Source organism: Lentilactobacillus buchneri (assembly GCF_018314255.1).
GTDB classification, from domain to species: domain Bacteria; phylum Bacillota; class Bacilli; order Lactobacillales; family Lactobacillaceae; genus Lentilactobacillus; species Lentilactobacillus buchneri.
Genome location: NZ_CP073066.1, coordinates 2100410 through 2120358, shown reverse-complemented (window position 1 = coordinate 2120358; position 19949 = coordinate 2100410). Strand labels below are relative to the sequence as shown.

Annotated in this window: 17 protein-coding genes; 6 read left to right on the top strand and 11 right to left on the bottom strand. The window is 44.9% G+C overall.

Annotation, left to right across the window (positions count from 1 at the left end; translation table 11 throughout):
* Positions 1-31: 31 nt before the first annotated feature.
* The 3 genes from KE627_RS10095 to KE627_RS10085 form a co-directional block, all read right to left on the bottom strand.
* On the bottom strand, positions 32-2827 hold the full coding sequence (locus KE627_RS10095) for a cation-translocating P-type ATPase (RefSeq protein ID WP_146971962.1): 2796 nt from the start codon (positions 2825-2827) through the stop codon (positions 32-34).
* A 137-nt stretch (positions 2828-2964) separates the two neighbouring features.
* Positions 2965-4386 carry an aspartate ammonia-lyase gene (locus KE627_RS10090; RefSeq protein ID WP_056939211.1) on the bottom strand — a complete coding sequence of 474 codons (1422 nt, stop codon included), beginning with the start codon at positions 4384-4386 and terminating at the stop codon, positions 2965-2967.
* Positions 4387-4663: 277 nt separating this feature from the next.
* Positions 4664-6517, bottom strand: coding sequence for an N-acetylmuramoyl-L-alanine amidase (locus KE627_RS10085; protein ID WP_013727622.1), 1854 nt, complete (start codon positions 6515-6517; stop codon positions 4664-4666).
* A gap of 277 nt (positions 6518-6794) precedes the next feature.
* Here KE627_RS10085 and KE627_RS10080 point away from each other — a divergent pair, with 277 nt between their 5' ends.
* Positions 6795-7508, top strand: a complete 714-nt coding sequence (locus tag KE627_RS10080; protein ID WP_013727621.1) for a hypothetical protein — start codon at positions 6795-6797, stop codon at positions 7506-7508.
* A gap of 410 nt (positions 7509-7918) precedes the next feature.
* On the opposite strand, the gene KE627_RS10075 is transcribed toward KE627_RS10080, so the two are convergent.
* Positions 7919-8218 (bottom strand): DUF2316 family protein, encoded by a 300-nt coding sequence (locus tag KE627_RS10075; RefSeq protein WP_013727620.1) that lies wholly within the window; start codon positions 8216-8218, stop codon positions 7919-7921.
* A 208-nt stretch (positions 8219-8426) separates the two neighbouring features.
* On the bottom strand, positions 8427-9005 hold the full coding sequence (locus KE627_RS10070) for a TetR/AcrR family transcriptional regulator (RefSeq protein ID WP_013727619.1): 579 nt from the start codon (positions 9003-9005) through the stop codon (positions 8427-8429).
* Positions 9006-9177: 172 nt separating this feature from the next.
* Here KE627_RS10070 and KE627_RS10065 point away from each other — a divergent pair, with 172 nt between their 5' ends.
* The 3 genes from KE627_RS10065 (at position 9178) to KE627_RS10055 (ending at position 13098) form a co-directional block, all read left to right on the top strand.
* The gene (locus KE627_RS10065; protein ID WP_013727618.1) at positions 9178-12129 is read left to right on the top strand and encodes an MMPL family transporter; all 2952 of its coding nucleotides are present in this window, start codon (positions 9178-9180) and stop codon (positions 12127-12129) included.
* Between the two features lie 162 nt (positions 12130-12291).
* Positions 12292-12762 carry a hypothetical protein gene (locus KE627_RS10060; RefSeq protein ID WP_013727617.1) on the top strand — a complete coding sequence of 157 codons (471 nt, stop codon included), beginning with the start codon at positions 12292-12294 and terminating at the stop codon, positions 12760-12762.
* A 12-nt stretch (positions 12763-12774) separates the two neighbouring features.
* Positions 12775-13098 (top strand): magnetosome magnetite crystal formation protein family, encoded by a 324-nt coding sequence (locus tag KE627_RS10055; protein WP_014939694.1) that lies wholly within the window; start codon positions 12775-12777, stop codon positions 13096-13098.
* 92 nt (positions 13099-13190) lie between these two features.
* Here the strand turns inward: KE627_RS10055 and KE627_RS10050 are convergent, their stop codons facing one another.
* The 4 genes from KE627_RS10050 to KE627_RS10035 all read right to left on the bottom strand — a co-directional run bounded on the left by KE627_RS10050 (position 13191) and on the right by KE627_RS10035 (position 16587).
* Entirely contained in the window at positions 13191-13721 is a 531-nt protein-coding gene (locus tag KE627_RS10050) for a DUF3267 domain-containing protein (RefSeq protein ID WP_013727615.1), read from the bottom strand.
* A gap of 100 nt (positions 13722-13821) precedes the next feature.
* A complete protein-coding gene (locus tag KE627_RS10045) occupies positions 13822-15210 on the bottom strand; it encodes a L,D-transpeptidase family protein (protein ID WP_136861268.1) in 1389 nt (462 codons plus the stop codon).
* 113 nt (positions 15211-15323) lie between these two features.
* Complete coding sequence (locus KE627_RS10040; RefSeq protein ID WP_162255343.1) at positions 15324-15500, bottom strand: hypothetical protein; 177 nt, start codon at positions 15498-15500, stop codon at positions 15324-15326.
* 61 nt (positions 15501-15561) lie between these two features.
* Complete coding sequence (locus KE627_RS10035; protein ID WP_035181582.1) at positions 15562-16587, bottom strand: IS30 family transposase; 1026 nt, start codon at positions 16585-16587, stop codon at positions 15562-15564.
* A 212-nt stretch (positions 16588-16799) separates the two neighbouring features.
* On the opposite strand from KE627_RS10035, the gene KE627_RS10030 reads away from it, so the two are divergent.
* Positions 16800-17288, top strand: coding sequence for a YbaK/EbsC family protein (locus KE627_RS10030; protein WP_056939253.1), 489 nt, complete (start codon positions 16800-16802; stop codon positions 17286-17288).
* Positions 17224-17775: a GNAT family N-acetyltransferase gene (locus KE627_RS10025; protein ID WP_225427185.1), complete on the top strand. Its 552-nt coding sequence runs from the start codon at positions 17224-17226 to the stop codon at positions 17773-17775. The genes KE627_RS10030 and KE627_RS10025 overlap by 65 nt, the downstream gene beginning before the upstream one ends.
* 472 nt (positions 17776-18247) lie before the next feature.
* Here KE627_RS10025 and KE627_RS10020 read toward each other — a convergent pair whose 3' ends face one another.
* Together KE627_RS10020 and KE627_RS10015 are read right to left on the bottom strand one after the other, a co-directional pair.
* On the bottom strand, positions 18248-19591 hold the full coding sequence (locus KE627_RS10020) for a PFL family protein (protein ID WP_013727611.1): 1344 nt from the start codon (positions 19589-19591) through the stop codon (positions 18248-18250).
* A gap of 12 nt (positions 19592-19603) precedes the next feature.
* The gene (locus tag KE627_RS10015) at positions 19604-19873 is read right to left on the bottom strand and encodes an ACT domain-containing protein (protein ID WP_013727610.1); all 270 of its coding nucleotides are present in this window, start codon (positions 19871-19873) and stop codon (positions 19604-19606) included.
* Positions 19874-19949: the final 76 nt, after the last annotated feature.

The following is a 19949-nucleotide window of genomic DNA, read 5'->3' as shown; positions in this document are numbered from 1 at the left end:
AACTATTTTTGTTGTAAATGCAACATTATTATCAGACTGAAATCTTCGCCCGTCGCTTTTTAATCTGGCGAACCACATATTTCCGCAGCTCTTCAACCAGGAAGATCGGCACCGGAATGCAGAATAAGAAGCCCCATTCTGTGACGTTTAGCGGTCCGGTGTTGAAGACGCCCTGGAGAAATGGAACATACATCAACAGTGCGACTAAGACAACTTCCACGACGATCCCCAAAAGAATGCGGTGATTGCTAAATAATCCAATTGAAAAGACTGATGAAATCTGCGTTCGGCAGTTCATCGCCGCTGCAATCTGGGAGAAGACAATGGCTGCCAATGTAATCGTCGTCGCTTCCGCGTATACCAAACCAGATCCGGCCAAGGGTACTTGAGGCCAGCCATTGACGTGGTTGACAAAGAAGTAGGCAAACGTCGAAATTGCCGAGGCAATCAAGCCGTACCAACCAAAGGCTTTCCAGATAATTGATCGGTTCAACAAGTGACTGTTCAATGGACGGGGCGGCTGATCCATGATGCCTGGCTCGGCTTTCTCGGTTCCCAGTCCCAATGCCGGCAGTAAATCAGTTCCCAAATCAACCGTCAAAATTTGCATAACCGTCAACGGTAATGGCACCAGTCCACGGGTCAACAAGAAGATGACCGATGGAGCGGCTTCGGGAACATTACTAGTGAGTATATATAGAAGGAACTTCTGCAAATTGCTGTAAACGGCCCGACCTTCTTCGATCGCGCTGACAATCGAGGCAAAGTTATCATCGGTCAAAATCATATCGGCAGCGTCTTTTGCAACGTCGGTTCCAGTCACTCCCATCGCAATGCCGATATCCGCACGTTTGAGTGCTGGCGCGTCATTGACGCCATCGCCGGTTGAAGCCACCACGTCACCATTTTTCTGGCACATGGAAACAATCCTAAATTTATGTTCCGGTGCAACCCGGGCAAAAATGACTTCCCCTTTGACGGCTTCCTGCAGCTCGGCATCAGACATCTTATCCAGTTCGGCGCCGGAAATGACTCTGACCTTGTCCGAAGTAATGCCAATCTTAGTGGCAATACTTTTGGCAGTCGTCGGGCTATCACCGGTAACCATGATGATCCGAATGTTGGCCCGTCGACAATTGCGAACAGCATCAAAGATCTCTGGTCGTGGCGGATCTGACATCATTGCCAGCCCAATGAAGACCATCTGCTTCTCAGCACTTTCAATCGTGCAGCTTTCAAGTGACTGCTGACTTAGTGGATCATTTTCATCCACCACCCGATACGAAAACGCCAGGGTTCTTAAGCCTTGTTTGGCGTAATTTTCATTTACCTGCATAATTTTAGCCTGATCATCAGCCGTTAAAGGTCGAATATGACCATTATCTAAGATCCGGTCACAAACGTTTAATTCACTGCCTAACGCCCCTTTGGTATTGATGACCAACTTACCGTCCGCATTTTTAGTGATGACCGACATCAATTTACGGCCAGAATCAAACGGTAATTCTTTTAATCTGGGAAACTTTTGGCGTTCGGCGGCGGCATCAATCCCTGCTTTGCGTGACAGGATCACTAAGCCGGCCTCGGTTGGAGTTCCGAGAATTTTTGATTTTTCACCGGCTTTACCTTCAGTAACCTCGGTATCATTATTGATGGTTGCATTAATCAACAGCTTCTCGAGGTCAGGCTGTCCTGCCAGATCAACCTGGTGGCCATTTAACTGAATCTGCCCATTGGTGACGTACCCGGTTCCAGTGGCGTCGTATTCTTGACTTGGCAGCCACAGATGGTTGATAGTCATTTGATTTTGGGTCAGCGTGCCAGTCTTATCGGAGCAGATAACCGTCGTCTGTCCCAACGTTTCGACACTACTCAGGTTTTTGAGCAGTGCATGTTTTTTCGCCATTCGTTGGGTGCCCTGCGCCAACGATAAAGTTACCGTCGGCAAAAGCCCTTCTGGGATAAAGGCGACAATCATCCCTAATGCAAAAATGAAAGACTTGGTCACCGGATATTTAACGAAGAAAATTGCCAGCAGGAAAAAGGCAACGCCAATCATAATCGCAATAATCGTTAGTTGCCGGGTTAAATGATTGAGCTCCCGTTCCAATGGATAGACGGTCTTTTTCTGTGACTCAGTTAACGTGGCAATGCGGCCGAACTCAGTATCCATTCCGGTTGCCAAGCAGAGAGCTGTCGCAGTGCCGCTGGTACAAATGGTCCCAGCAAAGACGATGTTCTGTTGAGCAAATTCGCCATCGCCGTGTTGGTAAGCGTCATGCTTTTCAACCGGTACCGATTCACCAGTCAAAGAAGATTCGTCAACTTGGAGGTTGGCAGCATTAAACACCCTGGCGTCAGCAGGAATTGAATCCCCCGCTTGAATATCAAAAATATCGCCAGGCACCAGCTGTTCAACTTTAATCTGCTGAGACTTGCCATCCCGACGGACCTTAACATAAGATGGCAGCATTTTCTTCAATGAGTCGGTTGCCTTTTGAGCGGCGTGCTGCTGCCAATATGAAAAGCAACCATTGATGACGTTAACCGCCCAAATGGCAATTCCAAGTTCCAGCATGCCGGCAAACATGGCGATCACACCGGATACCCACAAAAGAATCGCCATCAAAGAGGTAAAGTTTTCCAAAAAGATTAACACTTCGGACTTTCGTTTGCCCTGTCGAATCGTATTTGGTCCATATTTTCCTAAACGCTTCTCGGCTTCTGCCTGCGAGAGACCACCATTACTGGTTTGAAACTGGTTCATCAAATCAGTGGGATCAGCCTTGGCATCATCGTCAATCAGCGTTGATTTATTCTGTTTCATTGTCAAATCACCCCAATTTTTCAAATTGTTGACCTAACCAACTCAATTATATCGCGATTGGAGAGCGTGGTGATGATTCTGTTTTGGTCAAAAAGAAAAAGCCCCCCCTCATCAGGCTGACTTTCGGTGAAACGTGGTTAATTTAAATTTGAACCGGCAGCAGACTTTTCTTTCTTGACTCTGCGAACATTCGTCAAAACTTCTGGCGTGAAGAGACTATCGACCAATGAATCCGGGAGCAGCTGCTTTTGTTTGACGAGTGCTTTGACGGATTGTTGAGTGGCTAATGCTTCCTTAATCAACGCGGTCGTCTTTTCATAGCCCAGCAGCGGTGAAAGCACCGTCGCCGCGATCGATGAGTGTTCGACTTCCTTTCGGCAATATGCTGCATTGACTTTGATGCCGCTGACGCAGTTTTCAACCAGCGTCTCAATTGCCTTGGTCAAATGCTGCTCACCAGTCAAAATACTCTTGAACATGATTGGTTCAAATGCATTCAACTCCAACTGCCCGCTCTCAGCAGCCATTGTAACCGTGACGTCGTTGCCGATGGTTTCAAATGCCACCTGGTTAACAACTTCGGGGATGATTGGGTTGACTTTCCCGGGCATAATTGAGGACCCTGCAGCCTTCTTTGGCAGCTCCAGTTCGTTCAGGCCGGCTTGAGGGCCACTGGAAAGTAGTCGCAAGTCATTGCTGAATTTGGATAAATCAGCAGCTAATGACTTCATGGCCGAAGAAATCGTGGTGAAAGCATCACTGTTTTGAGTGGCGTCCACCAAATCAGCGGCTTGATGCAACGAAAGATGAGAATATTTGTTGAGAATGGGAATAATGGCTGATTCGTATTCAGCGGTCGCGTTAATTCCGGTACCAATCGCGGTTCCGCCCAGGTTGACTTGAGAAAGAACCTTTTGAGCGTGCTTTAATCTTGAGAGATCGCGTTTAAACATTGAAGCATAAGCTGTAAAGGTCCTGCCAAAGGTCGTTGGCACAGCATCCTGCAGCTGAGTCCGACCAACTTTGATTGCTGACGAATATTCTGCGGCTTTATCGGTTAAGGCGTCAACCAAACTGGAAACAGCTGACGTCAATGGCGCCAACCGTTTTAACATCGCCATCTTGCCTGCCGTCGGATAGGTATCATTGGTCGACTGTGACTGGTTAACATCATCGTTGGGCTTGATTACCAAGGGCTCTTTTCCACCCTGGGCGCTTAATTGCATGGCAAGCTGGGCGACGACCTCGTTCACGTTCATATTGGTTGACGTTCCGGCACCACCCTGGATGGCTGGCACGATAAAGGCACTGTAGTCATTTGAGAATAGCAATTGGTTGCAGGCAGCCATAATCAAAGCACTTTTTTCTTTATCCAAGGTGCCGGCCTGCTCGTTAGCCAAAGCAGCGGCCTTCTTAATCTGCAGATAGCTTTGAATGATGGCTGGATCAACTTTTTCGTTGGTGATTGGAAAGTTGTGTTTCGCTCGCAGTGAGTGAATCCCATAAAGGACGTTATCAGGTACAAACATTTCTCCGATGCAATCTCTCTCAATTCTCATTCTATTCCCTCATTTCATGTAATGTTTTGTGACATTTACTTACGGGTATTAATATATACCCATTTTTCAGAAAGTCAACAGTCTTCGTTAAAATTCCTCAAATTACAGGTATACCAATACCTCACATCCTAGTGACACCATTATCAGAATTTTGCGGGAAAATGAGCAAATTTTGGCCGATGTGATATTTGATGACATTAATAGCGATTAAAAAAGGCCGAAACATTGGTTGCTGTTTCGGCCTTTCCAAGTTATTCACTTGCTATCGATTAATCTGTCAATCGTCTGAAAGAGTGGTATCTGACGCCTTCACGAATGCAATTCGGTGATTAAATTGAATCTGATAATAATCATCGGTGCCATGAATGACGTTCTTCGGTGAGTTTGAATTGAAGTGTGAATTGAAGTAATCAGAGGTGACTGTGCCGCCATAAACGTATTTTTGACCTGGCTGCAGTTGATAAATTGGTGTTGGCTTAATGCCGGTAACTTTATTCTTCTTCAAAATACTGTCGCTTGGATAGGCACTGCCATACACCGGCACGGCTTTTGATCCTTTAGCCGTTACGAGCTTCCCAGTGGCATCAGTTGAATTAGCACCGCCCGGATTGTAGAACCAAGCACCTTGACCGCCATAATCAATTTCTGTCCAATCCCCCTGCTGATCGATCTTACTAAATTGTTGGCCGTAAACGGCTTTATCGCCCCAGTCATCCTTTTCAGTGGTGCCGGATTGACCGGAAGAAAAGTCTTTGTCGGCGATCAAATCAGCACTGAAGCTAGGTTGCTCGTAGAGGTAGACAAAATTTGATCCGGCTAGCGGAAGGTTGACCCCGTCATCAGTCACTTTTTGTCCCGAATCGGCCGTCAAATTCGTCTTGTCATTAGGGGTAATGGTGATAATGTGACTATCCGTGCTGCCGTCACTTTTTGATAAATCAACGCCCATTAATTCAAAGTAGTGATTCCAGTTCCAATAAGTTCCAGGATCCCAGTGCATCCCTTTTTGAGCTGCAGGTGTTAAACCGGGCACGTTGTCATGGCCGATAATGTGCTGACGATCCAGCGGAATCTGGTACTTATCAGCCAGATATTTAACCAAGGCTGCTGAGGACTTGTACATGTTTTCGGTGTACCAGTAGCCGCCAACTGCCGCATAACCCTCGTGCTCAATGCCAATTGAATGAGAATTAATGTACCAGTTGCCGGCGTGCCAAGCAACATTTTGCGGTCGAACCATTTCAGCGACTGTCCCTTCGACCGAACTGACAACGTAGTTCGCCGTGGTATACGTCGGTGTCGAGAAGAGTGTCAGTGCTTCTTGAAAACTAGTTTCGGTGTTGTGAATCACGATATAATTAATCTTTTCGTCGTTTGGCCGGTCAGCCAGATCATAGTTTCCGTAGTCGCCTTGATCATCAAAGGTTTTGTATAATGCGGGAATCCATTCAATTGGCAGGCCGGCAGGCCCATCGGTTTGGCCCGATTCACCGGTGGTATCGATTGCTTCATCTTTCAATGCATTCACCTTCTGGGGTGAGATTTTGACGCCGTTATGATTGACGCCTTTTGCCAAAATTTTATAAACGTTGGCGGCGAAGAAATCAGCAGCTGCCTGAGAATCCGACTGGCTGTATTTCTTAACGGCTGCAGACCAACTACCAATATTTGACGTTAGCCCTTTGCCCAAGGATTTCTGATAGGCTGCTAATAAAGCCGCCCCACCATCAATATTGGCAGCTGAATTGGTCTTCAGTTGACCAACACTGTGACCGGTCAATTTGGCAGCTTTTTGCAGCGTATGCAGAGAAGCGGTATTTGGCACTTTAACCGCTTTGGAATCTGAGCCGCTTGGCGTTAAGCCAGTGGTATCAGTCAAATGCATCACACCATAGCCGCCGGCCACACTGGGCTTACCATTGTGGCTATCAAACGCACTTTCATTATAAGCCACCGCTTTAAGCAGATCTACCGGCACCTGGTACTTGGCAGCCGCTCGTTGGAAATCCGTTTCCAGCGAACTGGCCTTTGCATGCACCAATTGTGTATTCAGGCCGATCACCATTCCGACAAATGCGATCACAATGAACAACCAGCGAACTTGCGAAAATAACCCCTCGTGTTTTTTCATGTCGTCACTCCTTGTATGAATATCCACTATTGTAAATAATATTTACAACTAGGATACAACGAATGGCCTCGAAAATATACTTAAAATTAAAAATATTCTAATCAGTAAACTGTTCAATGAATGGAGTTGGTGATGTATATCAGGTAACTATGTATTTTTATCAACTGTCATTCGAAAATAAACTAATCATTTTTTAATTTAATTGACTTCGATTGTATGATTCATTTTCAAATGGGTGTATACTTTTTGAATAAAGATTGTGCTTGGAGGGATTAATTTGAAAACAATCACCAGCAAACTCATATTGGGACTTGGCCTGACACTTGCCATCGGCGCATTTACCCTAACGCCAACCAACACTGAGGCCAAATCAACGACGACTGTAACCAGCAACCAGGCGCTCGTGGCGGATGGCAATTCCCGTAATTACCTGACAACCGGAACAGCACCACTCTATTCAAAAGTGCCGGTCTATAAGAGTGCAAAAGTTGTCACCAAGGCAGCCGTTTTAAAGACCCTTGGCACAACTGCCGATGCCGGGCAAACCTACTTCAGAGGTTATCGGGCAGCTCAGACCTCAAATGGCGACTGGTACCTGAAAGTTGTTTCCTTCGATAAAACCTATCGGGGCTGGATATTTGCCGGAACAACCGATCCGACAATCAATCCCAGTGATGTTTCCGGTGGCTTAAAGGCAACGACGACCTTCCAGGAATCAACGGTGCCAACTTATTTTGCCAACACCACAATGTACTTTACGACACCAAAAGCTTCCACGTTAACCTACGTTGCCCCTGACTATACCCAATATAAAGTGGGGCGCAATCTCAGCGCAACGGCAGACTTTTACAAGGATCCACTGACCGTGACCAAGGTCGGCACCAAGCAAAATAATCGCGATGGCAATGCCACTTACTACTATGTAACAGACGCTGCCCATCCTCAAGTCAATGGCTGGGTTAAGCAAAGTGATGTGACCACTTCAAGATGAGAGTGTGAAAGAGGACGTTTAGTAATTGAAATTTAAGCGCCGCTGGTCGGAAACCGAGTCAGGTTTTCGGGTGGCGGCGCTTAAATTTCAATTACTGTCCTCTTGCACACATTTCATCCAAATAACAGTGAGACACAAGGAAACCGAGTTAGGTTTTTGGCTGGAGAGGCTTAAAATTTAGTTGCTGTCCTCTTTCACACATTTAAGCTAAACAACGGTGGGATTCAGGCGAGTGCGAGCGGTTTTGATTCTAGCCATTTAAGCAATATATAGCAATAATTAGCCGACGTCCCAACATTCATCCTCGGAGTAATATAAAAGATCCAGTTAAAACTGAAATTCAAGCAGTTTTAACTGGATCTAATTTTGGATTGTTTTCATTTGACACAATCATTCACTTTATTAAAACCTTAGGCCAATTCGCCACGATCAATCAGGCGACTGTTCAAAAACTGATAACGTTTGGGATCCCCTATTAATTTGGAGAATGAATAGGGTTCTTTTTCCTGAAGCAAAATGAGCTTAATTAGGTAATTACGCAGAATCCAAGGTTCTTCTTTTTGGCAATTTTTCAAGTTTAAAACGTCCTGAATATGTTCAGGCGTGCTTTTCAAATCAACGGCTGCCATTTGCAAAGTGATCCCTGACAACTCGAAGTTGCCTTGGAGTTCCTGCTTAGTTGCAGCTGCTTCATCTGAAGTTAAGACCATTCTGTCACTTCCTCATCATTGAACTGATTTAAGCATTCTTTGGGAACACTTAAATAGCATGCTAACACATCTCAACTTAACGCACAAATGAAGGCCACTTTTGCTATAATAGAAGTTGCTTCGCTCAATATTTTCATGAAAATTCAATTCACGAAAAGGTCGTTCATGGTACTATATAGTCATTGAATGATTCACTTGATGTGTCAATTCAGATAAAATGTTCAATATTCAACAACTTCTCCAAATATTCATGAGCCTGCTGTTTGTCGGAATCATGATGCTTTAAAAAGATCCATTTTAAAACCAGTACAACCGTCTGACTGCAATGATCGACGATCAATTCAACCGGTAGGCCCGCCTTGGAATAATCAATTGATTTGGTGAGGATTTCCTGCAGCTTATTTTTAAAGTAATTAATAAAACTGTTAACCAGCTGTCCGGAAAAATCATTGTACTGAAGCACGTTATCGAGTAACGTCTGGTTATTTTTGAACACGTCGTAAAGTCGATCAAAATACGTGATCAATGTTCGATCAGCTTTCAATTCGGTCGCCTGATCCACTTCAATTTCTTGGGCAATTACATACCAGCAATACGCTGCCAAGTCGAATTTATCGTCAAAGTAGTTATAAAAAGTCGCCCGGGGAAAATTACTAACCGCACAAATCTCGTTGACACTAATTTTTTCGAACGGCTCTTTGGAGAGAAGCGCGATCATCGTCGTCGAAAATGATTCCAAGGTTCGTTGCGCACCACGCGTTGGTTTCTTTGTTAAGTCATATTTCATGAGCCAGCCTCTGTTTGCATTTATCGAATTTTGTCTAAATTTAAACTAACGCAGCAAAATGTCCCTTGCGTCAGATTCACGCCGAGTTTATCATTTTAATATTGCTTATACAAGTGTCTAAATTTGAACAAGAGAATAATTTTATCACTAGGGAATGAGAGGAAGAATTTTAATGCAGAAATTCAAAGAGAAGCATCTGTTATCACTGATTGTGTGGATTGGCCTAATTTTGGTCGCAATTTTTACGTTGCCAAATATTTCCCAGCTGGTCCATGACAAAGGGACTGTTCAGCTCCCTGCTTCGGTGCAGAGTGAAGTTGCCAATAAGATTGAGAAAAAATATGAGGGCGGCAAAAATGCCAGAACCCTCATCGCCGTTTTCAATAACAAGCACGGCAAGTTGAGTGATGAGCAGACCTTACAGATTCAAGACGCCACCAACGCCGTCAAGAACGACCCGGACCTGCACATTATCTCGGTCACAGCCCCAAGTGACAACCAAGCTGCCAAACAGCAGCTGCAGTCAAAAGACAGTACCACCCAGATGGTCATGATCACCGTGCCGAAAAAAGACAAGGTTCGTGGCCAGACTGATAAAATCTTGGATAAGATTAAAACGCCGGGAATGAGAACGTACGTAACCGGTAGTGACGTCTTAAATGAAGATTTTTCAACGGTTACTGAGCAGGGACTTCAAAAGACCGAAATCATTGCGGCAATCTTCATCTTCATAGTGCTGATCATCGTCTTTCGTTCCTTCTTAATTCCTGTCATTTCATTACTGACAGTCGGTGTCTCCTACCTGCTGTCATTGGACGTGGTCATGAATTTGGCACAACGATGGGATTTCCCAATCTCCAACTTTACCCAAGTCTTTCTGGTGGTAGTTCTGTTTGGAATTGGGACTGATTACAACATTTTATTGTATGACCGCTTTAAAGAGGAAATCCGTAAGGGTCAAGGCGCAACCGACGCCGCAAGAAGTGCGCGGCGGCATGCCGGACGAACCATTCTGTATAGTGGTTCATCGGTCTTAATTGGTTTTGCGGCCTTAGCATTGGCCAAGTTCTCTTTCTACCGTTCAGGCGTTGCGGTCGCTGTCGGAGTTGCCATTCTATTAATGGTTCTGTTGACTCTGAATATGTTCTTCATGTCTACCTTGGGAGAACGACTCTTTTGGCCAAGCAAGAACCTGGCTGCCCATGACCGAAGTTTCCTGTGGAATTTCCTCTCAAAGTTCACCCTCTCACACAGTTTCATTATGGTTGGGATTTTAATCATTGCTGCTTTGCCACTGTTGTTCGTTGGCAGTCAGAAACTCAATTTTAACAGTGCCGATGAATTGCCCAACTCGGTTCAGTCAAAAGCCGGTTATAACATCATTCAGGATCACTACCCTGCTGGGATGTCCGGCCCGACGACCGTCTATATTCAAAACAAGAAACCACTGGATACCCAACAACATTTAGCTGAAATCGACCAATTAACCAGCTACCTGAATTCTGAAGCCGGGGTCAAGAGTGTTGCCTCAGTTACCCGTCCAGGTGGAACAAAAATCAATTCACTGTATCTAAGAAGTCAGCTGGAAAGTCTTACTAATGGCTTAAACCAAGCCAATCAAGGCATCAAGAAAGTTCAAAAAGGTTTAAAGAGTGCCAACGAAAAATTAGCCAACTCAAACACTTCTGAAAGCATCGCCCAAGTTGAGAAATTAGCTGATGGTGCCAGCAAACTAGAGGCCGGTGCCCAACAACTGAGCCAAGGCGTCACCTCATACACTGCCGGTGTCAGCAACTTGGCCAGCGGTTCGCAACAACTCAGCTCAGGCACCTCCAGTCTTCAATCCGGTGTCGGCCGATTGTCAGCTGGCAGTCAACGATTGAACACGGGAATTTCTCAAGTGAGAAGCCAAACCGCTAAGCTAAAGGCGCTTCGTGCCCGGATGGCCGCATTGCAGTCCGGATCAAGACAGTTATCTTCCGGTCTTGGCCGCTTGAATTCACAAGTTGCTCCGTTCTCAAATGGCCTGAACCAGATTACAAGTGGCGCTAGTCGACTGAATTCAAACAGTTCATCACTGGTTTCCGGGGCTCAAAGTGTCGCTAGTGGCAGTTCTCAAGTTAATTCGGGTGTTCAAACATTGAATTCGAAAATGAAAGAGCTCCAGAGTCAGATGCAGGAATTACAAACTGGTTTGACCTCTGCCAATTCAGGATTGGATCAAGTTTCAAGCGGAACCACCACTGTTAACAAATACTTGAAGGAAATGCAAAAGTCTTACTTGGGCAACACCTTCTATATGCCTGCCGCAAGTATCAAGAGTGCGTCATTCACCCCTTCCCTTGACGCATTTATGTCAAAAGACCGGAAGATTACCAAGATTACCGTGGTCCTGAATTCCGATCCAAGTACCACCAAGTCGGCTAACCGGATTCGGACAATCACTCGCGATCTGAATGCCAAAATGAAGGACACCAGTTTGAAAAATGCTAAGGTCGCTATCGGCGGTCAAAGTTCTCAAACTTCTGACCTTCAAAAGATTGCTAATGGCGATTTCTTCCGAACAGTTGTCATCATGCTGGTGGGAATCGGTTTAGCCCTGATGGTGGTTACCCGCTCACTGGTTCAAGCCATTACCATTATTGGCACCTTAATCGTAACCTATATGGGATCACTGCAGATTACCAAATGGCTTTCGGGATATCTGCTGTTCCAGAACATGCTGACTTGGAACACACCGTTCTTTAGTTTCATCATGTTGGTGGCATTAGGAGTCGATTACAGTATCTTCTTGATGATGAGGTACCGTGGTGATGCCGGCGCCATTCCGGATGTCCGTCGACGAATTTTAAATTCGGCAACCATTATTGGGACAGTCGTCATTTCCGCTGCCATCATCTTGGGTGGAACTTTTGCCGCGTTGATTCCGTCAAACGTTTTGACTTTGATTCAAGTTGCGATGACCGTGATTGTTGGGTTGATCATTTTGGTATTGACCTTGCCAATTATCATGTCAGCGATGGTTAAGTGGACTTATCCGTACGTCAACGATAAAATGTATCAAAAGTCCGTTGATAAAGAAGAAAAAGAACATCCAATCAGAAGAAGTAAAGATAAACAATAATTGCATTGTTGAGGCTCGTTGACCAAAGTCAGCGAGCCTTTTTTCTGCTTATTTGACAAAACCGCACTTGGTACGCTATCATTTTTTAGTATAATCTAAAGAATTAGCCAACTTTATCAAAATAATTCTGTTTTTGATCCGGAGACTTTTAGGAGAATTTAAATGAACAAATTGTTGAAGGTTGCTGTTATCACAGCTGCCAGTTTCATTTTCACCGTTTTCGTCAATCATGAGCCTGCTCAAGCTGCTGACACTTATTATCATGTTGGCACCATTCACAGTTCAACGCCGACCAGCTGGCGCGGGAATTGGTATTCATACGTCAACGGGAAGTTCTGTTTGACCCAGATTAACAAGTACTCAGTCACCCAAAAATACAACGGCAAGCAGCACACCCTTTATAAATCCACTTGGAAGGGCTATCGAAAATTAGCTTTTGCTAAAATCTCCGGCACGAACCGGTACACGTTTAACGCCTATGCGACCAAAGCCTATCAGAGTGACCGTGGCTGGCGGAAGACCCACCGAACCGTTGAGGGCCAAAAGATCAGTGTTCTCCGGGATTATTCCGGTGGTGGTGCATTCGTCGATCTTTTCCGCTCGCCGGTCTACAAATCCTATTCCAATCACTAAGGAGTTACTCACATGTCGACAAATCGAATTGTTAATGCTTTATCCTATCTTTCAATTGTTTTCGCACCATTTATTTTTCCACTGATTGTTTGGATCGTCAGCGATAACAATCCAGATATGCACAGCACTGCGAGACACGCGCTTATTTTGCATTTAATCCCCCTTGTGCTGACCATCCTGACCATCCTGGTTGTCGGTATCAGTGGTGTGATTTCCGAAAAGGCCGCCTTTGCTGGATTTCTTTTCCTGGCGCTAATCGCGTTAGTTATCCTGGTGGATCTGGCCATGTTCATTTATAATCTGTATTTAGGAATTAAAATTTTGGTCCAAGATTAACGTTAACCATCCAATAAAGGGATTGCCGCCAAAGCTCAGACTTTGGTTGCAATCCCTTTATTGTATCTGAGACACCGTTGAAATCCAACAATTCAGTTGGGGGAATAAATGTCGATGCCATTTTCTTGATCGCTAATGTAATAGTGCTTTGGTGAGCTTATCACCAGCCATAAAAGATAAAAGTCACCGACACAACCTGCCCCATGAAGGGCTGCCAATGGTAAGAATAATTCGCCAGGAAGCCATCCCAAAAGAAATATCGCAATCAGGACGAGTGAAATGACGATAAATGGGGTCGCCCCAATCCAAATAAATTGCTGCTTGGTATAGAGGGACTTGGGGCTGGAAACGGACAACATGCCACTTTTGAAACCAACTTTAATTTTCCCATTTGGCTTAAACACTTTATAAAGAATCCCGTGCAAAACCTCGTGGATCGTCACAATCACTAATAATGCCACGATCAGCCAAACGAAGTAGCTTTCAGTGAAGTTGACAGTCATTGAGCCGACAATGGGACCAAACAGCCACAGGAAGCCTAAAAAGGCAATAACGGCGACCACATTTAGACCATAAACCAAATTGCGGTTATTGCTAATATCAACGTGTTTATATAAATGCACGATTGTTCACCCCGTTTTGCTATTTATCATCAGTTTAACATATATTAAATCAAAAAATGACTGTTGGCAGGCGATTCCCTGTCAACAGTCATTTGACTTCTTAGTAATAAATAAATACGGGTTCCAAAGTGTGCGTGTTCTTCCACACCTCACCCATTCGCGACGGTGGATTATTCAAACAGCCATGAGAATGGTATTGTGCACGAGCACTTGGATTACCATAGACCGAGGCGGGCTGCCATGGTGAATCGTGCATCCCAACCCCTGAATTGGTCAATGGTTCCCAGTAGCTGACTGGTGATGCATACTTTGAACCATCACTGTTCCTCCCTCTCAAAGTTGCGTGACGCTGCTTGTACATAATGTAAAAGGCGCCTTGAGGGGTTCGGTTACCACCGGTCAACGTTCCAGACATGATTGGAATATTAGCCATCAGCTTGCCGTTTTTATAAACGTATTCGTGAAGGCGCTGCAGGTCAATGGCGACATAGGTCTTACCAGACCCCTTAACACCATAACCGGTTCCGACCGCATAGTGCTTCAAGTTCATTGTGACGGAATGTGATCGGCCAAGATTCTTCATGATATTCTTGGTTAAAGCCGATTGATTAACTTTCCAGCCATAGGTTCCACCAGCATGAACACGAACCCTCTTGCCTTGATGAGTGGTAATCCAAACCGACTTGCCAAGGGTATCGACTTTATTGGCAAATTTTGCCACCCAATTCTTAATCTTGGTTGAATCAAACTTATAGGTCCCGTTAGCAGTTGGGTAACCATTGGCAACCCAGCGTTTGGCAACAAACTTATAGGTCTTATTGTAGGTATTCAACGTGACGGTGTTGTCCAAGATGTTGGCTAACTGTTTCTTCTGTTTGGCAATTTGAGTACTATTCGGCTTGACGTACGCATCTTTAGTCATTTTAACCGAAATCAATAAACTCGATTTTGCCTGCTTCTTAAAGTCTTTGACCATCTTGGCCTTATCCAGAGTGCTTCCCTGCTGGCCAGCTTGAACAACAATTTTGCCATTCTTCAAAATAACTTTTGAATCGATGGTCTGTTTGCGACCGGTATTGATTTGATCAACCCGGTTTTCAAACTTCGGCAGTAACGTCTTCAAGCGGTAGTTGAGTTGCTTGTTGGTTACATCAGACTTGGCACTCAGCTTGGCAGAAGTCATCGCACTCATTGAACTACGGTGTTTGAATAATTTCTTAACATCCTTGGAATTCACATTGATTTTTGAATCCCGAACCACTAAATAATTGCCGTCTTCATCGATATGTGAGGTATTCAACTTCTTGGTTGCCTGAGCGACCGTCAAACCGGAAACATCAACGTCGTTAATTTTGGTGAACTTGAAATGATTTTGAAAATAGAAATGAGAGCCCACGAAGCCACCAAAAAGAACCAACACAAACCCCACCAGGATTCGTGTCCATAATTTTTTCTTAGGCTTTTTAGCGAACTTCTCTTTACGTGACATTACTAATGCCAACCCCCTTTATCTGTCTCTAAGCATATTTTACGAAGTTTTAGCACTTCAATCTAGCAAAAGCTCTCGCCAAATCAATACTTAAACAAATCTTCAGTTTTCTCTCATAATTTTGGATCATAGGGTTTCATGTTACCATTAATCTGACAATTAATTAAGTCCCGATCAGGATTGGCAGCTTGAAAAGGCCATTTGTAGCTGTTGGAATTCCCATTCCAGTCAGAACTGGAGCCACTTTTCAGTCCCAGACAAATCCTTAACTGCCCATTCATTTTTTTCATTCTCCTCAATTGTCAAATCAAGTGCAACACTAAGAATCTATTCTTAGAAGTGGTCTAGTTGCTAAGCTAGTTCAGGCATTAGATCGGCTGGGCAGCGATAGTTCAATGACCGCCGTAGCCGGTTGTTTAAGGTATCTTGAGCCAGCTGAATGTCAATGAGTGAGGCCGAAGCCAAGGATCTGCCCTTCGGGAAGAACTCGCGCAAAAGGCCGTTAGTGTTCTCATTGGTTCCACGTTCCCATGGTGAATAAGGATGGGCAAAGTAGATGTCAGTTCCCTTGACTTGACTCAAGCTTGAGAACTCAGCACCATTATCAAAAGTAATGGTTTTAAAGTGCTCGGTTCCATAGTCATATAAGGTATTCTGGAGGGCTTTCAAGCAAGTGTCGGCATGATAATTGGGAAGTTTAACGATGATCTCTAAGCGACTAACACGTTCAGTCAAAGTCATTAATGCTGGCTCAGATTCAACCCGTTTGCCTTTGACCAAGTCACCTTCCCAGTGTCCAAGCTCTTGACGCGCTTGAACCATGGCGGGACGCTCTTCGATTGAATGGCCCAGATTTTTCTTATTGATTCGATGATGCTTTGCCCCGGGGCATTTAATCCGGCGACGTAGTTTAGCTGGTAGGTCTGAATTGCGGATAACTAAACGCTGGTCATCAATATACCGGTACACCGTCGGTGTTGAGGGGCAGACAAGCCTTGGGTGATCAGTCTTGAATTGGTGGACAAAAGTATCCACACTATGCATCCTGGGACGCGCTTTTAAAGCTGTCACCAAAGCATTACAGAAGGTTTGACAATGATCAAAGAGTCCACGATAACAGCTATTTAGTCGGTGCTTACGATAAATTGCTTCACCAGTTTCTGCCAGATATGACTGTTCAAAGATATGAGTACTAGCGTTAATCTGTGTCGTTGTCCCACGTTTTAATTCACGTGAAATCGTGCTGGGATTACGATGAAGGGCCTGGGCAATCCGGCGGATAGACCAATCTAAGTCCCTTAGGGATTCAATTCGACCACGTTCAGCTAAATTGAGTTGGTGATACTGATTAGATATGATATTCTTAATTCGGGTCATGAAGATACCTCTTTCTTGTTTGTGGTGAATTAAGAATAGGTCTTCATGGCCTTTTTGACTAGTCTGAATAAAGAACTGGTCTAGTAGAGCAGGTGTTGCACTTCAATTTTAAATCGAGGTTTTTTTCATTCTGGAATAATCAAGATCTTATTTACTATTCTTCCGTGAACCTGTATATTAGTCTTAATCTTTATCAGTCGGGAGTGATAGGTATGTCGTTTGAAAAAGTGAAACAGTACTTTAACGAGGTTGGCTTAGCCGATCGCATTAAAGTCTTGGATGAATCCAGCGCAACGGTTATGGAAGCTGCTGAAGCGTTAAATTGTGAACCGGAACATATTGCCAAAACAATGTCGTTCTTGATTGATTCCCACCCACTGCTGGTTGTGTTGGCCGGTGATGCCAAAGTCGACAACAAAAAGTTCAAGGCCGAATTTCACAAGCGCGCCAGAATGATCCCAAGAGATCAAGTTGAAGAATATATTGGCCATCAACCAGGAGGTGTTTGCCCATTTGCTCTCAATCAAGGCGTTAAAGTCTATCTGGACGTTTCCCTTCAGCGGTTTGAATTCATCTACCCTGCGGCAGGTGACACCCACAGCGCAGTCAAATTGTCTGTCGATGAGCTCAGCAAATATGCAAACGCCGACCGTTGGGTTGATGTCGGCAAAGATTGGCCTGCCGGTCCAGAAGTATCGTAAATCAGATGATAACCAGCTCAATATTAAAGTTCAAGAAGTCTATTTTGAGGAGCCTATTATGAAATTAATCGTGGAAAGTTCCAAACCAGCTCGTGGGGCTGCTGCTTACATTCGAATGTCCGTTTTTGTATTGGAGCGCGGAATCGCCTTTCGAGATGAATTCGATGACAAAGATTCCGACAGCATGGTTTATGCGGTCTTATTTGATGACAAAGTGCCAGTCGCGACTTGTCGGTTTGAAACTTACAATGACCACACCCTTAAAGTCGGCAGAGTCGCAACCTTAAAGGAAGCGCGAGGACATGGCTATGGCAGAAAAGTTGTCAGTGCCCTTGAAGACAAGGCCAAACAAATGGGTTTCACTCATTCACTGATTCATAGTGAAATGGACGCCGTCAAATTTTATCAACGCCTGGGTTATGAGATCACGTCCGATGTGTTTTATGAGGACGGCGTGCCTTGTGTTGTGGTGGAGAAGGATTTGTAGTCCCCAGGCTTTGTGGTGCTTATTTTATTTACTGCTCTCTTCGGCCTCTGCGATACGCTCCGACGACCCAGGACCCTATTGTACAAGCAGAAGCAGGCAACGATGAACAAAATACGTTCATCAAGAGCTCCTCGATTCTATTTTGTTTTGTAGGTTACAAGGTTTGATGCACTTATTTTATCTACTGCTCCCTTCGGCCTTTGAGATACGCTCCGACGACCCCGACCCCTAATATATAAGTCAAAGACAGCCCTGATGAACAAAAAACGTTCATCAGGGGTTGTCTTTTGTCCTTTAGCCTACAGGGTTTGTAACGCTCATTATATCTACAGCTCCCTTCAACCTTTGAGATACGCTCCGACGACCCCGACCCCTAACATATAAGCTAAAGACAGCCCCTGATGAACAAAGACCGTTCATCAGGGGTTGTCTTTCACTTATATACCAGGGTCAACCGGGTCTCGTCGCGCTCTTAGTTTTTAAACGAATGAATCGGTGCCGGGATTCTTCCTCCCCTTTGAACGAATTTCGCTGGGCTATTGGTGTTTACCGGCATTACCGGCGCATAGCCGAATATCCCGCCGAAGTCAATTTGCTCTCCGACTTGCTTGCCCTTCGCCGGGATCACCCGCACCGCCGTTGTCTTATTGTTAATCACACCGATAGCTGCTTCATCTGCGATCATCCCACTGATTGTTTCAGCCGGCGTATCGCCCGGAACTGCCACCATGTCCAATCCCACTGAACAAACAGCAGTCATTGCCTCCAATTTTTCCAAATTCAAATTACCGTGCTCAACTGCCTTGATCATCCCACTGTCCTCTGACACGGGAATAAAGGCACCTGACAGCCCGCCAACATGTTCACAAGCCATCACGCCACCCTTTTTGACCGCATCATTCAACAATGCCAAAGCAGCGGTCGTTCCCGGGGCGCCCACACTTTCCAAACCGATTTCTTCAAGAATTTCGGCGACTGAGTCCCCTTGACTTGGCGTTGGCGCCAGCGACAAATCAACGATTCCAAACGGCACGTTCAGCGCTTTAGCAGCCACATTACCGACAAACTGGCCCATTCGAGTGACTTTGAAGGCCGTTTTTTTGATCGTTTCGGAAACCGTGTCAATTGATTCCCCCTTGACCTGTTCAAGCGCCCGTTTAACCACGCCCGGACCACTAATCCCAACATTAATGACTTTATCAGCTTCACCAACGCCATGAAAGGCGCCGGCCATGAACGGATTGTCTTCAACCGCGTTGGCAAAGACCACCAGACTCATACAGCTGACCGGATCGATTTCAGACAAATCTTTAACCACTTGGCCCATTTGTTTGACGGCATCCATGTTAATCCCGGCTCTTGTAGAACCAACATTAACCGAGCCACAAACCCGTTGTGTCTCACTCAAGGCTTCCGGCATCGAAGCAATCAATTTTCGATCACCTGATTGGTAGCCTTTTTGAACCAACGCGGAGAAGCCACCGATCAAATCAACCCCCAGGGTTTCTGCTGCCTTTTCCATTGTCTGCGCATAGGCGACATAATTATCATCGTGACACGCAGCAGCAATCATTGAAATCGGGGTCACAGAAATCCGTTTATTCACAATGGGAATGCCATACTCTGATTCAATTCGATCAGCAACCTTCACCAAATCTTTGGCACTGGTCGTCAATTTATCATAAATCTTTTGCCGGGCCTTAACACCATCGCTATCGATACAGTCAAATAGCGAGATTCCCATTGTGATGGTTCGAATATCAAGTTTTTCTTCAGAAATCATCAGAATGGTCTCTAAAATTTGTTTGGTTTCCATTTTGGCGACCTCCTACAGCTTTTGAATCGCGTCGAATAATTCTTGACGCTGAATATTAATCGATAGGCCGGTCTCATTTGCCAAATCCTGTAAGCCCTGTTTGACAACTTCAAACTGCACATCAGCATCGTTCCATTCGCCCATGAGCATCATGGTAAAATCACCATGCATCAGTGTTTGGGAAATATCGGTAATGTTAACCTTCAAAGTTGCCAACCGTTGAGAAACTTTTGCCACAATGCCAATTTGGTCATGACCAATCACTGTAATAACTGCTTTCATTGTCTGCATCCTTTCAAATTCCGTGAGTTTGGTTATCTATTATTAATTGCATTTATCATACCCGATATTAAGTCAC

Excerpts from the sequence above, each read along its gene's own strand:
- KE627_RS10035 (WP_035181582.1), bottom strand. The coding sequence starts at position 16,587 with ATGACCCGAATTAAGAATATCATATCTAATCAGTATCACCAACTCAAT.
- KE627_RS10085 (WP_013727622.1), bottom strand. The coding sequence starts at position 6,517 with ATGAAAAAACACGAGGGGTTATTTTCGCAAGTTCGCTGGTTGTTCATT.
- KE627_RS10060 (WP_013727617.1), top strand. The coding sequence starts at position 12,292 with ATGAACAAATTGTTGAAGGTTGCTGTTATCACAGCTGCCAGTTTCATT.
- KE627_RS10055 (WP_014939694.1), top strand. The coding sequence starts at position 12,775 with ATGTCGACAAATCGAATTGTTAATGCTTTATCCTATCTTTCAATTGTT.
- KE627_RS10090 (WP_056939211.1), bottom strand. The coding sequence starts at position 4,386 with ATGAGAATTGAGAGAGATTGCATCGGAGAAATGTTTGTACCTGATAAC.
- KE627_RS10075 (WP_013727620.1), bottom strand. The coding sequence starts at position 8,218 with ATGGTCTTAACTTCAGATGAAGCAGCTGCAACTAAGCAGGAACTCCAA.
- KE627_RS10070 (WP_013727619.1), bottom strand. The coding sequence starts at position 9,005 with ATGAAATATGACTTAACAAAGAAACCAACGCGTGGTGCGCAACGAACC.
- KE627_RS10020 (WP_013727611.1), bottom strand. The coding sequence starts at position 19,591 with ATGGAAACCAAACAAATTTTAGAGACCATTCTGATGATTTCTGAAGAA.
- KE627_RS10025 (WP_225427185.1), top strand. The coding sequence starts at position 17,224 with ATGCAAACGCCGACCGTTGGGTTGATGTCGGCAAAGATTGGCCTGCCG.
- KE627_RS10045 (WP_136861268.1), bottom strand. The coding sequence starts at position 15,210 with ATGTCACGTAAAGAGAAGTTCGCTAAAAAGCCTAAGAAAAAATTATGG.
- KE627_RS10095 (WP_146971962.1), bottom strand. The coding sequence starts at position 2,827 with ATGAAACAGAATAAATCAACGCTGATTGACGATGATGCCAAGGCTGAT.
- KE627_RS10040 (WP_162255343.1), bottom strand. The coding sequence starts at position 15,500 with ATGAAAAAAATGAATGGGCAGTTAAGGATTTGTCTGGGACTGAAAAGT.
- KE627_RS10030 (WP_056939253.1), top strand. The coding sequence starts at position 16,800 with ATGTCGTTTGAAAAAGTGAAACAGTACTTTAACGAGGTTGGCTTAGCC.
- KE627_RS10065 (WP_013727618.1), top strand. The coding sequence starts at position 9,178 with ATGCAGAAATTCAAAGAGAAGCATCTGTTATCACTGATTGTGTGGATT.
- KE627_RS10015 (WP_013727610.1), bottom strand. The coding sequence starts at position 19,873 with ATGAAAGCAGTTATTACAGTGATTGGTCATGACCAAATTGGCATTGTG.